At 41.1% G+C, this 12,417-nt stretch carries 15 protein-coding genes; 11 read left to right on the top strand and 4 right to left on the bottom strand.

Going from position 1 to position 12,417, the window contains the following annotated elements; genetic code table 11:
- Position 1: 1 nt before the first annotated feature.
- Entirely contained in the window at positions 2-307 is a 306-nt protein-coding gene (locus tag QNH48_RS29200; RefSeq protein WP_283953125.1) for an MGMT family protein, read from the bottom strand.
- A gap of 572 nt (positions 308-879) precedes the next feature.
- Between QNH48_RS29200 and spoIIID the strand changes: the two genes are divergently transcribed.
- The 5 genes from spoIIID to QNH48_RS29175 all read left to right on the top strand — a co-directional run bounded on the left by spoIIID (position 880) and on the right by QNH48_RS29175 (position 4,017).
- Positions 880-1,152, top strand: a complete 273-nt coding sequence (gene spoIIID / locus QNH48_RS29195; RefSeq protein WP_007086083.1) for a sporulation transcriptional regulator SpoIIID — start codon at positions 880-882, stop codon at positions 1,150-1,152.
- Positions 1,153-1,406: 254 nt separating this feature from the next.
- Entirely contained in the window at positions 1,407-2,408 is a 1,002-nt protein-coding gene (mreB, locus tag QNH48_RS29190) for a rod shape-determining protein (RefSeq protein WP_283953124.1), read from the top strand.
- Positions 2,409-2,691: 283 nt separating this feature from the next.
- A complete protein-coding gene (locus QNH48_RS29185; RefSeq protein WP_283953123.1) occupies positions 2,692-3,024 on the top strand; it encodes a DNA-directed RNA polymerase subunit beta in 333 nt (110 codons plus the stop codon).
- A gap of 85 nt (positions 3,025-3,109) precedes the next feature.
- Positions 3,110-3,535, top strand: coding sequence for a 3-hydroxyacyl-ACP dehydratase FabZ (gene fabZ, locus QNH48_RS29180; RefSeq protein WP_095247592.1), 426 nt, complete (start codon positions 3,110-3,112; stop codon positions 3,533-3,535).
- Positions 3,536-3,648: 113 nt separating this feature from the next.
- The gene (locus QNH48_RS29175) at positions 3,649-4,017 is read left to right on the top strand and encodes a hypothetical protein (RefSeq protein WP_283953122.1); all 369 of its coding nucleotides are present in this window, start codon (positions 3,649-3,651) and stop codon (positions 4,015-4,017) included.
- A gap of 42 nt (positions 4,018-4,059) precedes the next feature.
- Here QNH48_RS29175 and QNH48_RS29170 read toward each other — a convergent pair whose 3' ends face one another.
- Positions 4,060-4,491 carry a YwpF family protein gene (locus QNH48_RS29170; protein WP_283953121.1) on the bottom strand — a complete coding sequence of 144 codons (432 nt, stop codon included), beginning with the start codon at positions 4,489-4,491 and terminating at the stop codon, positions 4,060-4,062.
- A gap of 261 nt (positions 4,492-4,752) precedes the next feature.
- Between QNH48_RS29170 and QNH48_RS29165 the strand changes: the two genes are divergently transcribed.
- From QNH48_RS29165 to QNH48_RS29140, 6 genes are all read left to right on the top strand, one after another.
- Positions 4,753-5,139 carry a single-stranded DNA-binding protein gene (locus tag QNH48_RS29165; protein WP_283953120.1) on the top strand — a complete coding sequence of 129 codons (387 nt, stop codon included), beginning with the start codon at positions 4,753-4,755 and terminating at the stop codon, positions 5,137-5,139.
- Positions 5,136-5,414, top strand: a complete 279-nt coding sequence (locus QNH48_RS29160) for a hypothetical protein (protein WP_095247595.1) — start codon at positions 5,136-5,138, stop codon at positions 5,412-5,414. Before QNH48_RS29165 ends, QNH48_RS29160 begins: the two co-directional genes overlap by 4 nt.
- Positions 5,415-5,832: 418 nt before the next feature.
- Positions 5,833-6,225: a hypothetical protein gene (locus QNH48_RS29155; protein WP_283953119.1), complete on the top strand. Its 393-nt coding sequence runs from the start codon at positions 5,833-5,835 to the stop codon at positions 6,223-6,225.
- Entirely contained in the window at positions 6,222-6,701 is a 480-nt protein-coding gene (locus tag QNH48_RS29150; RefSeq protein WP_283953118.1) for an Rpn family recombination-promoting nuclease/putative transposase, read from the top strand. The genes QNH48_RS29155 and QNH48_RS29150 overlap by 4 nt, the downstream gene beginning before the upstream one ends.
- A 43-nt stretch (positions 6,702-6,744) precedes the next feature.
- The gene (locus QNH48_RS29145) at positions 6,745-6,972 is read left to right on the top strand and encodes a DUF3951 domain-containing protein (RefSeq protein WP_283953117.1); all 228 of its coding nucleotides are present in this window, start codon (positions 6,745-6,747) and stop codon (positions 6,970-6,972) included.
- Between the two features lie 414 nt (positions 6,973-7,386).
- Positions 7,387-8,457, top strand: coding sequence for a 3D domain-containing protein (locus QNH48_RS29140; protein ID WP_283953116.1), 1,071 nt, complete (start codon positions 7,387-7,389; stop codon positions 8,455-8,457).
- A 36-nt stretch (positions 8,458-8,493) separates the two neighbouring features.
- Here QNH48_RS29140 and QNH48_RS29135 read toward each other — a convergent pair whose 3' ends face one another.
- Both QNH48_RS29135 and QNH48_RS29130 read right to left on the bottom strand, forming a co-directional pair.
- Positions 8,494-9,072, bottom strand: coding sequence for a CBO0543 family protein (locus tag QNH48_RS29135; protein WP_283953115.1), 579 nt, complete (start codon positions 9,070-9,072; stop codon positions 8,494-8,496).
- Positions 9,073-9,237: 165 nt separating this feature from the next.
- Positions 9,238-12,168, bottom strand: coding sequence for a DEAD/DEAH box helicase (locus QNH48_RS29130; protein WP_283953114.1), 2,931 nt, complete (start codon positions 12,166-12,168; stop codon positions 9,238-9,240).
- Positions 12,169-12,417: the final 249 nt, after the last annotated feature.

Genomic DNA, 12,417 nt, shown 5'->3' with positions numbered 1-12,417 from the left:
TTTAGGGGTGGTGTTGGTATTTTTCAAGGTCAATGATTCCGTTCAACCCAATTTCAATTCCTTCACTTTCGAGCGAGAAAAGCTGTTCATGGTAGGATTCATCGTCCTTGAGGGCGATTTGGCCTTTGGAATTAACGACACGGTGCCAAGGAAGACGGTGCTTCCTGCTCATCGAGTGCAGGGCTCGAACGACCTGCCGTGCAGCACGCGGACTTCCAGCCTCTCTGGCAATTTGTCCATAGGTCATGATTTTGCCTTCAGGAATATTTTTAATGATTTCTATGACTTTTTCTGTAAAAGGCTGCATATTTCGAATTTCCTTTCAGTCTAACTTCCCCCATTATATAATATTCTGTTAAAAAGACAGTGAATAAATTATCGTTGAAACAGTGAAATAAGGTAAAAAAACCATAAAATGAACAAAAAATATTATTTTCAATAAAATTTTCATTCGACATTTACTACTGACAAATTTCTCGGGAAATAATCAAAAAGGCTCCTCATTTCCAAAATAGACCTATATATCATGCGGTCTCTAGCACTTTCGTCAATTTGTCGAACTGGTGGCAAAAATCACTTGAAATGTCTGATTTTTCAAATAATTACTGAGCGGCCTTGTCCTTATTGTACATTTCGTGCATATTCCCGTATCCAAGCTAATAAAATGGTTACAAACCTTTACAAAGAGAGTGTTAGAGGTGAAGAGTCGTTTGAGGCTTTTGTGGATTCAGTTGCGGACATGATTATTCATTATATTACCGCATAATTGCATAAATGGTGACAGGCACCGTATGCAATTTGTGGATGCAGTATTTCGTCTTAGTGATAAGCGGGTCTCATTTCGCACTTCTCACATCCAATTTAGGGAGGGCGAGTGGTGTGCACGATTACATCAAAGAGAGAACTATCAAGATTGGAAAGTATATCGTGGAGACGAGGAAAACGGTTCGTGTGATAGCGAAGGAGTTTGGCGTATCCAAAAGTACTGTCCATAAAGATTTGACAGAGAGACTTCCTGAAATAAATCCTGAGCTGGCAAATGAAGTAAAAGAGATACTAGATTATCATAAATCGATCAGACATCTCCGGGGTGGAGAAGCGACAAAGATGAAATATCAGAAGGAAGAAAAGGAAGGTGAGGCCGTTAAATAGGCCGACTTTCGCAAAAATCTCTCGTGAAAAAGAAAAAATGTTTTGAAATGGCCATTTTCAAGGACTTCTTAGTGCATTCTAAGAAAGTCGGGGAAAGGGCCATTTTTAATGGCCAAAAAGGCAGCATTCTCTTTCAATAAATTTTTTCCGACAAATTTCTACGTTTTTTGTGTTAACAGTATGGAAATTTTAAGGAATATGATACAATTAACAATTAGGAAAGTATGACCGTTTCAAGGAGGAAAGAAAAGAGAATGTTTGCTAGGGATATTGGGATTGATTTGGGAACGGCTAACGTGTTAATCCACGTAAAAGGCCGCGGAATTGTATTGAATGAGCCATCTGTTGTTGCAATAGATAAAAATACGAATCGTGTTCTGGCAGTCGGAGAAGAAGCTCGCCGTATGGTCGGACGTACACCTGGGAACATCGTCGCGATTCGTCCGTTGAAAGATGGAGTAATCGCTGACTTTGACGTTACAGAAGCAATGTTAAAACATTTTATTAATAAGCTTAATGTGAAAGGCTTTTTATCCAAGCCGCGTATTCTGATTTGCTGTCCAACGAACATCACAAGTGTGGAGCAAAAAGCAATCAGAGAAGCAGCTGAAAAAAGCGGCGGAAAGAAGATTTACTTAGAAGAAGAGCCGAAAGTGGCAGCGATTGGCGCCGGGATGGATATTTTCCAGCCAAGCGGTAATATGGTTGTTGACATCGGCGGCGGAACAACGGATGTAGCGGTTCTTTCAATGGGCGATATTGTGACTTCATCCTCCATTAAAATGGCCGGCGACAAGTTCGACATGGAAATCCTCAACTACATCAAGCGTGAGTACAAGCTATTGATCGGTGAACGTACATCTGAGAATATTAAAATCAACATTGGTACCGTATTTCAAGGATCACGCTCGGAAGAAATGGAAATTCGCGGACGAGACATGGTCAGCGGCCTGCCGCGTACGATTTCCGTCCGTTCAGAAGAAATCGAAGGTGCACTTCGTGAGTCTGTGTCAGTTATCGTTCAGGCTGCAAAAAGCGTTCTTGAACGTACACCGCCAGAACTATCAGCAGACATTATCGACCGCGGCGTTATCTTAACAGGTGGCGGAGCATTACTTCACGGTATTGACGCTTTGCTTGCAGACGAGTTAAAGGTGCCGGTCCTTGTGGCTGAAAATCCAATGGACTGCGTGGCAATCGGAACAGGCATTATGTTAGACAACATTGACCGGATTGCGAAAAGAAAACTTGGATAACAGGTAGGACATCTTACCTTATAAAGTCTAATGACCTCAAAAATCATTGGGCTTTTTTATTTGGTGAAAATTTTGTACAAAGGGTACTGGAAATCGGCACGAACCTCAGTATCTAATAAGATTATTCGCCACTTTTTGCCATGGAAATACTTTTTCTGCAAAAAATTACTGCTAATTCCCTACTTATTTTATAAAATAGAGTATAATATTAGGTAAAATGAAAAATCAGGCAAACTAAAGGTTCATTACTATATAGAGGATTTCGGTTAAAGGGGAATAAGAGATGTCAGTTAATCATCTAAAACAGGTGAAGACGAGGGAAGAGCATAAAAAGACAAAAGAAGATGGGCGCAAGGCTGTAGAAGGTACAACCACTCAAAAATCTTCTAAAGTCAAAAGTGCTCAAAAAGCCCGCAAAGCTGAAAGTACGAATAAGAGAATTCGAATCCGCCTTATTCCAATTTGGCTGAGAATTGTCTTATTGGTCATTTTTACTGGCGTTTTTGCAGTTGCAGGTGCCACGGTTGGGTACAGTGTGCTCGGAAATGGAAAGGCCGGAGATGTCTTAAAAGGATCCACTTGGACACATATTATTGATTTAGTTGAAAAAAAATAATCGAGGAAGGGCTCACTTGCCCTTCCTTTTTGTATACTCTTAATAGTAAAATGTATGTATCTGTTCCTATGAGGAGGTACTAAAAATGTTAGATGTAACACAAATAAAAGAAATCATTCCCCATCGTTATCCATTTTTGCTCGTAGATAAAATTTTAGAAATAGAAGAAGGGGTAAGGGCTGTTGGAATCAAAAACGTAACAGCGAATGAAGAATTCTTCAATGGCCATTTTCCTGATTATCCGGTGATGCCAGGGGTGCTAATCGTTGAGGCGCTTGCACAGGTTGGTGCGGTGGCTGTATTGAAAAAAGAAGAAAACCGCGGGAAATTAGCTTTTTTTGCAGGAATTGATGGCTGCCGTTTCAAGAGACAAGTAAAACCAGGGGATCAGCTTCGACTTGAAGTCGAAATTATTCGCCTGCGCGGACCGATTGGAAAAGGAAAAGCGGTGGCGACAGTGGATGGTGAAATCGCCTGCGAGGCTGAAATCACTTTTGCGCTAGGAAAATAATCGGGGGAATCCTCCCGGTTTTTTTTTTTGTAATAGTCCTAAAAAACTTGGGGAAAATAACAACAGACCAATAAACGGGTCAATATTTTTCTCATGGAAAGGGGCTTTTACGTTTGAAGAAAAAGCTGTTTTTATTGCTAGCAAGTGCGCTACTATCAGGGTTTATGTTAGCAGGTTGTAATAATAATGATGATGACCAAAATCCACCGCCGCCGGTGAACGATGAAGTCGATACACCACTTGATGATGATAACAATCTTGATGGTAACGACAACAACGGTGATGATGGATTAAATAACACCAATACTCGTTTCAATAATGATAACGATAATAACGGGTTAAACAATAGAAACACTCGTTATAACAACAACGATATAAACACTGATAGGGATAAAGACATGATGAGAGACAGAAATACAAATAGGGAAGACATCATCGAAGACGACCGTGATATGAACGACCGCGACAATAAAGACGAATAAAGTACAAGGGGCAGGCTGAATCAAATCAGCCCGCCCCTTTCATTAGTCATGTTTAATTTTTAACTTCGGTTTACTCTTCATTTTATCCTTGAATTCTTCGAGCAAAGCCTGACCGCCAAGCCCTTTTTCAAGCAGGCTGTCGAGCAGCAACTCGGAATAATCACTCCTGTTTCGGCGTAATTGACCTTCGAACAGGACACTAATATGTTTTTCAAATTTGTGAAGTGAGGCAATTTTTGTTTGGAAATAAGCAGGTGCGTTTTCGCGTTTCGTAATCACCGCTTGTACGATTACTTCACGGCTTTGCTCGTGGACTTCCTTGAAGTAATCAAATAAGGATAAATCCGTATAGGCCTCAAGCAGCCAGCTGGCACGTTCGTTTTCTTTGTTGATTATTAGTCCATCTTCTAATGGAACTTCCACTGTATTCCCACCGTCAACAACTTCCAAAGCGACTAACTTAAAGGTTTTCATCAGCGTTACCTCCGGTTTCGATTCTCGGGTCACATTTTTTAAATTATAACATATTCGTACTAGAAACAAATGTCGAAAAATATTTGTCGCATTTTGCAAGTTAGCACTTTATGTAACAAAAGGCCTTCCAAACTCGGTTTTTATCCTAGATAAAATCATGAATTTGATGGTAGAACCTCGTCGGAAATTTTCTTATCACAATTTTACAGGAAGGTTCCTGAGGGGCTATGATTAAGCCATCAAAAGGAGAGGAGAATGGGTATGATTAATCAAGTCACAATCGTCGGAAGACTCACAAGGGATCCGGAGTTAAGAAAAACAAGTGAAGGGCTGTCGGTAACGTCTATCACCTTGGCTGTTAGCCGTCAATTCCGAAATCAGCATGGGGAAATTGAGGCGGATTTCGTTCAATGCACCCTTTGGAAAAAGGCAGCTGAAAATACTGCCCGATACTGTCGGAAAGGCTCGATCGTTGGAGTAACAGGCAGGCTGCATTCGCGGCAATATGACAATAAAGAGGGAAAAAGGGTTTATGTGACAGAGGTAGTAGCCGAATCGATTCAATTTTTAGGTGCAAAGCCCAACATCACACCAGCGGGCCCCCCTCCGGTTACGGTTTCCGTTACGAAGGAGGAGCTGCCGTTTTGACAAGTCGTGATGATGTAGCCGCCAGTTTAGAACAGCTGCTTGAAAGTTTGATTAAAATGGTGGGTCGGGCCAATCAGAATAACGACCAACTACAAAAAAGAATGATCGAGATGACTCAAAACACAGAGAGTCTGCAGAAAAGAATTAGCCAGCTAGAATGGATTATGAAAGGGCAGCTAAAGGAACGAGATTACAGCCCTGTCAGAAATTACCCCACACATCCTCACACACACTCACAATCTGAAATTCACGATCATATCTCAGTTCACTTTTAAAAAAATAATATCCATGTTCTACAATATCTTGAATTATCTTGGTAAAACTAAAATCAACTTCAGGTATCTTTTGAAAATTTTTCCCCGAAGAGTATAGAAAAGCTATCACTCTCCAAAATAATCCCCAATCTCCGGCCGAGCAGCGCCGGAATTTTTTTATCTATTTTTCGTATAAATTATATCCAACAGGGCATAATAGTACAAAACCCCCTGTGTTTTATTTTTCAAGGCCGCTGATACAAGATCAGCGGCCTATTTTTTTAGATATTTTTAAGTTTTTTACTAGCTTTAATCTGATAGGTTAAATAAATCGATAAAAAATGCACGACACTTGCTGATGGAAAAAAGGAGTTATGAAATTATTGTCGAATAATAAATGTTGATGTAATTATTTGTCCCATTGGAGGTCAATAAAAGAATGCCAAACTCATTAGTTTTTATCGGGGAACGACCGAGTCACATGGAGATGCAAATCAAAGGTAAACCTGATTTCTACGACGCCATCTTACTCTCTAAAAAATCCCATCACCCATCTTCAAACCTTTCCTACCATTCTATCCCTCTTCACCAATCAAGAGTTACCATCTACATACGTGAGAATAATTCCCAATTTAACTGTTATCACCAGTCTTTACAGCTTATCGAAGGCGAGAAACAACTTTCCGAGGAGGAAGCTTACGATATCTTCACAAACTTTGCGATTATGGAAGACAACAAGGTCGCATTCTTAATGCTTTCAGGAAGTAAACGAATCAGATTACGAGAAAAAGTGGAACCAAGGGTTTTGTCTGCGTGTGAAAAACAGAAGTGAGCTTTCATTCCATCTATAAAATTGGTGAAGCACAATCAAAAAATAATTTAACAGATTTGCTGGAGATTCATCTCATTGAATTTCCAAAGTTTGAAGAAGTCATGTATGATTTGAATAATCCACTCCATTGCTGGCTGCTATTTTTAAAAGATGATGTTCCTGATTATATATTAAGGGAGGTCTTGAGTATGGATGTAATTAGTAAAGCAGAGAAAAAGCTGACAATGTTAAGCGCTGACCCTGAGACGAGAAAAGAGTACGAACGGCGGGCAAAGGCTCTATCAGATGAACGGAGCAGGTTAGAAGATTCGAGGAAAAGTGGTATTGAACTGGGTATGGAGAAAGGCATGGAAAAAGGGATATTAAGCGTAATTAAGGGTCTTTTGTCTAAAGGAATGCCGCTTCATGAAGCCGCAAAGCTTACCCCGTATACAACTGAGGAATTAAACAGGATGTTAGTAGAAATGGAAGAATAGCCTTTAAACGTTAATAATTTTCCCTAACCAGGAGGTGGATGCGATGAATGTACTAAATCTTGCAGCTCTCGGACTGCCATTGGTCATTTTCATTATCGTTTTAATTGGTTTTTTCAAGATGTTCGTATTAAAGAAAAATGTTACAGCAAATTACACACCATTTGATGAAATTACAGGGCAATCACCCATCGTATTCCACCAGGAGCATGAAGTAATCGCCGAGGATGAGGATCAAGGAGAGGGAAAAAGGACTACATCCCTGGAAAAATGATTAACCATATCACATAGATTATTACAAAAGAATGACAAATTTTATCGAAAGGGCTCCGGATTTTTTTCGGGGCCCTTTTTACGCTGTTCTTATATCTTTCACATTTAGACCAAAACACGCCATTTGTAACATATTATGTCCCTTTTCCCCCTTTACGCGTGCACAAATCTCATAAATCATACCATCAATTCGCGTAAGTATTTCATTTAGAAATAAGTACTGTCCACCCCACACGGACAAAAAGGACGAAATGTCCACGAGTGGTGACAGGCACCGCACATTTACCTATATTTTTCATCTGTTCACATTGTTTTCCACTGTTATATGACAATTTGTGATAGAGTTTTAATATTTCTGTAATATAACTGGTACATTGGCATGGTATAAATAGATTAATAGAGAAGGGGGAAGCGTATGCAACTTTTAAAGCGTATGATTTTCATGGTTCTAACATGCGTATTATTGGTGTCAGGTACCGTCGTGGCACATGCACAATCAAGTAAGGAAGCTTTACATAGTGTGGAGCAAGAGCTTGAACAAAAGGCGAATGAAAAGAACTCTATTAACCAAGAAATTGAAAAGATTAAAAGTGATATGGAAGCTTTACAATCTTATATAACACAAAATAGAGAAGCATTGGCAGGAACTCAACAGAGAATCGCGGAAACTCAACAGCAAATCGAAAAGAAAAAAGAAGAAATTGTCGTACTTCAGGATAAAATTCATAATCGTAAAGATGTAATGAAAAGCAGGTTAGTAGCCTTGCAAGAGGATGAAAAACTGAATGTAGCCATCAATGTCATTCTAGAATCTAAAAGTGTGGCCGATCTTATTCAACGTGCAAGTGCGGTAACGACATTGTTTAACGCTGATAATGATATTATTAATGATCAAGAAAATGACCTTGCGCAAATTGAATCAGACAAACAAGAAATTGCTAAACATGAAGAACAACTGGCTGCAGAAAAGGAAACGCTTTCAAAACAGCAGAATGAACTTGCTCTAAATTTACAAAAGAGACAAGAATCATTAACGGTCATGCAACAAAAATACAGTCAAGTTAACCAAGAAATGGCTGGAATTCAAGCTGAGTTGACAGCAGCACAAGAGAAAGTTCGCCAAGAACAAGAGGCTGTAAAAGCAATGAGTATTGCTAATACACCTGCAGCACCTGCAGCCCCTGCAGCTCCGGCGCCAACGGGTACAGAAATGTATGTAACTTCCACTGCCTATAGCTGGCAATCTTCAGGAAGTATTACGTACATGGGCTATAATATTAAAGAAAATCCAAATATGAAATTAATTGCAGTGGATCCTTCTGTTATTCCATTGGGCTCAAAGGTATGGGTAGAAGGATATGGTGTCGCAATAGCAGGTGATACTGGCGGCGCCATCAAAGGCCATAAGATAGATGTATTAATGCCAAACAATGCACAAGCATATGCTTGGGGCAGAAAAACAGTAAAAGTTGTCGTTTTACAGTAGCAATAGAAAAAAGAGAACTGACATCATAAATCGATGTTAGATCTCTTTTTTTGTTTTATCGGATAATGGAGCGAAATTATTTCGCTTACTAAGGTAATGTGCGCTCATATATATAGCGATTTGGATGGGAACAGAGTAGGTATAGCGCCAATTTTTTGGTACATATATACCTAACCAATTAAAGACAGGTTCTCCAACATAAGAGGCTAGAAGTGCAAAGAAAATGGCTTTAACCCAAGGATTAACATGAGGTTTTATCTGCAGCAACACAATTACCGCAAGGGGCATTAAGGTAACATCCCAGGGAAAGTAAGTGGGAAGTACAGGAATAACATGATACCGATAATGCCAAAGCCCTATTTGGTCTCCTACTATATCTAATAGAACAGAAATCGTCATGACATAAAAAGCAATATACAGTAATCGGTCCGTACTTTCCTTTTTCCTGAAAACAAACCAAATGATCCAAGGAAAAATTGTTAAGGCCAAGCCCATCCACCACAAACCAGAAAAAAGGACATGATCCAGCCAGATATCAATTTTTTTATTAATTAACCCTTCAATTTGGTTTTGATTACGATCGAGAATTTCAATAACTCTCTCCTTATTCGCCATATCATTACCTCTTAACTTTTTACATCTCCTCACATTAGTATTAAACCCAATCCAAAATATATGCCTTCAAAAAAAAGTAAAAGGTGCCTGTCACCACCGAAGATGGTGACAGGCACCAAATATACATCACTGTATAATCAACCAAATTACTCCAAGCCAATAAAACTACCCTAAGTACACCAAGTCTTTGAGTTCGTCTGTGGAGAGTTCGGTGATCCAGTTTTCGCTTTGGATGATTTGGTCGTTTAGGTGCTGTTTTTTCTCTAGCATGGCGTCGATTTTTTCTTCTAGTGTGCCGGTGCAGATGAGTTTGTGCACATGAACGAAGCGGGATTGACCAATCCGATACGCTCTGTCTGTGGCTTGGTTTTCAACGGCCGGATTCCACCAGCGATCATAGTGGATGACGTGATTGGCCGCTGTCAGGTTCAGCCCGGTTCCTCCCGCTTTCAAGGATAGCAAGAACACAGGGAACTCTTGATTTTGGAACCGCTCAATCATGACATCACGCTGTGCTTTCGGTACACTTCCGTTCAGGAACGGTACCTCTACACCAAATTTCTTTTTGATGGTGGCACGAATCATTTCGCCCATTTCAATATACTGCGTAAATATGAGACAGCTTTCACCTGATTCCAAAACAGCATCTACTAAGTCAACCAGCTTCTCTAGTTTATTCGAGCGATCGAGGAGCAGTCTGTCAGCTGACTTTTCTTTCAAATAGAGAGCAGGGTGATTACAAAGCTGCTTCAACCGGCTGAGCATTTGCAGGATTAGCCCTTTACGCTCAAAGCCAGACAGCTTTTCAATTTCGGCAAAAGTATCACGGACAAGCTGCTCATACAACGAAGCCTGTTCCGTTGTAAGCGGGCAGTATTCTTTTTGCTCCTGCTTGTCAGGAAGATTCAGGGCCACCTCTTCATCCTTTTTCGTCCTCCTCAATAGGAATGGACGGATTAAAGACTGGAGTTCATTAACCTTCTCTTTTTTCTCATCCTTCTCAATCGGAATGACGAACTTTTTCTGAAATTGCCCTAGGCTGCCAAGATAACCATGATTGGTAAAATCAAAAATAGACCACAACTCGGATAAGCGGTTTTCCATTGGAGTCCCCGTCAAGGCAATATGATGACTAGCTCGCAGCCTCCGAACTGCTTTCGACTGCTTAGTCCCTGCATTTTTAATATTCTGTGCCTCATCAATGGCAATGGAACTCCAAAGTTTTGATTCAAACTCCTCCGTGTCCATATGGCTCAGTCCATAGGACGTCAAAACAACGTCAGCATCCTTGATCTTTTCCGAAAATGCCTCTTCCTTCAGTCGGTTCGAACCATAATGCAAATACACACTCATTTCTGGAGCAAACCGTTCAAGCTCCTTCTGCCAGTTACCAAGAACAGAAGTAGGGCAAATAATTAATGCTGCCTTAACAGGTATTTTTGCAGTAGTGCTCTTTTCCTTCGAACCTTTTTCAGAATCAGCTCCGCCCTTGGTGCCTGTCACCACTTCAGATGTCTCCATCTTAGGAAGTGCACTGATTTCTTCTTTTACCTTCAAGAGGTACGCGATTAATTGCACGGTTTTCCCAAGTCCCATGTCATCCGCGAGGACTGCGCCAAAACCATATTGTCGCAGGAACCAAAGCCAGCTCATTCCCAGCTGCTGGTAGGGGCGGAGTTCACCCTGAAGTCCTGCGGGAACCTCTTCCAGCGGAATCTCATGTGCTTCAGAAAGCTGTTTTATCATTTTTTTCCACTGACTGTTCAATTCAATTTGAATTCGTGCGAAGGCTTTTGGATTTTCGAGCTCATCCTCTGTTGGAGGAGTCTCGATTAGCTCCTGCTCAAGTAAATCCCTTACATGTAAGCCTTCTTTCTCAGCACGTTTCATCAAATCCTGAATTTGTCGAATAAAGCCTGGATCGAGCTTCACCCAACGACCGCGAATAAACACAAGTCGACGTTTTTCTTCGACAAGCTGGCTGAACTCTTCCTCGGAAAAGTCGACACCGTTCATGGAAAATCGCCAGTTGAAATCAAGCATTGCCTGCAGCCCGACAAACGACGGGCGGTGGCTGGATGATCCTTTTAATGACGCCTTCACCTTCAAATTAGCATTTTTCATCGCCTGCCACCAGGAAGGAAGGAGAATTTCAACGTCTAGCGCTACAAGGGTTTCACTGGCCTCCGTCAAAAACATCCACGCTTCTTCCTCTGTGAGTCCAGACTTCAATGTCACTCCGTCCTCACTCAGCCAGGGAATTAATCGAGCCCAGCGGCTTTGCTCATTGTCAACCCTCTCTAAATAGGGCTTCCACCGGGCAGGGGGCTTTGCATCCAACCCATATACATCATCGACATTTTTCTTACCACGCAAAAAGACATCCAGGTTCCAAGGGCCTTCTCCGTCCAATGGCTCCTCTAACCTCAGCCCAATCGTGAAGGGAGTTTCGCTTTCCTTTATACCAACCCATTCGAGCCAGCTGTCCTCATCAAAATACCTTGCCAGCTCAGCACCAGAAATGTTTTGTTTTCTCAGTAATGCAAGCTTCGGCCCAAATAACTCTTTCATCGAAGCGTTTCGTGTTAAATAGGCATCTAGGGCATGATCATATAAATCAGAGATGAATTCATGTACGGATCCAGAAGCTTCTTCTTGTGGATCAACTTCCTGTTCCCAAAAAGAAGGATCGAACTCATCCACCACCCTGACAGGAAGCTGCCACCGGAAGTCACCATTTTCCCAAACAGAAAAGTCCGGCAGCCAGTCTTTCTCGAGAATCCCTTCATGAAGGGCGTGAGCGGCAGCTAAACAAATTTCCGATTGTTCACTCCAATCCCAGTCAATAAACCGGTTGAAGGACTCCTTCGCAAAAAGAGAGACAAGGTGCCAGCCTGTGACTACAACACCCTCGATGCCACCCACAGACTCCGTCTCCAAAAGCGTGCCAAAAAAGCTCTCTTCATGGCGGCCGAATAGCACATTCTTCCACTCAGAAGGCGGCAGACCATACCCGTGCTCATCCTCGGCAGCCAGAAGATAACGGCCATCCTCCAATTTAATAGTCAGAAGCTTAACAAATCTAGTCTTCAGCATCGTAATGTTACTCCTTTTACTAGGGTGGGGTATGTGTAAATTTGAAATATAGGAGCTAAGACTTCCAAATATTGTCTAAAAGTCCAAAACCCATTAAAAAAAGTCCAAAACCCTATGAAAAAAGTCCAAAATCTCTCTAAAAAGGTCCATAACCCCTCGAAAAAAGTCCAAAACATATTTTAAACCAAATCCACCTAAAAATAGTGGAATATTTGGGAGGCTACTGTCCGCCTGAGGTGGACAGTGTCC

Origin of the sequence: Neobacillus sp. YX16, from assembly GCF_030123505.1 — a bacterium.
Taxonomy (GTDB): Bacteria; Bacillota; Bacilli; order Bacillales; family Cytobacillaceae; genus Neobacillus.
Note: the sequence above shows the minus strand (reverse complement) of the source record. Positions and strands in the feature narration are given on the sequence as shown.

Coding starts and splice junctions, on each gene's coding strand:
- QNH48_RS29200 (WP_283953125.1), bottom strand. CDS start 307: ATGCAGCCTTTTACAGAAAAAGTCATAGAAATCATTAAAAATATTCCT.
- mreB (WP_283953124.1), top strand. CDS start 1,407: ATGTTTGCTAGGGATATTGGGATTGATTTGGGAACGGCTAACGTGTTA.
- QNH48_RS29185 (WP_283953123.1), top strand. CDS start 2,692: ATGTCAGTTAATCATCTAAAACAGGTGAAGACGAGGGAAGAGCATAAA.
- fabZ (WP_095247592.1), top strand. CDS start 3,110: ATGTTAGATGTAACACAAATAAAAGAAATCATTCCCCATCGTTATCCA.
- QNH48_RS29170 (WP_283953121.1), bottom strand. CDS start 4,491: ATGAAAACCTTTAAGTTAGTCGCTTTGGAAGTTGTTGACGGTGGGAAT.
- QNH48_RS29165 (WP_283953120.1), top strand. CDS start 4,753: ATGATTAATCAAGTCACAATCGTCGGAAGACTCACAAGGGATCCGGAG.
- QNH48_RS29155 (WP_283953119.1), top strand. CDS start 5,833: ATGCCAAACTCATTAGTTTTTATCGGGGAACGACCGAGTCACATGGAG.
- QNH48_RS29145 (WP_283953117.1), top strand. CDS start 6,745: ATGAATGTACTAAATCTTGCAGCTCTCGGACTGCCATTGGTCATTTTC.
- QNH48_RS29140 (WP_283953116.1), top strand. CDS start 7,387: ATGCAACTTTTAAAGCGTATGATTTTCATGGTTCTAACATGCGTATTA.
- QNH48_RS29135 (WP_283953115.1), bottom strand. CDS start 9,072: ATGGCGAATAAGGAGAGAGTTATTGAAATTCTCGATCGTAATCAAAAC.
- QNH48_RS29130 (WP_283953114.1), bottom strand. CDS start 12,168: ATGCTGAAGACTAGATTTGTTAAGCTTCTGACTATTAAATTGGAGGAT.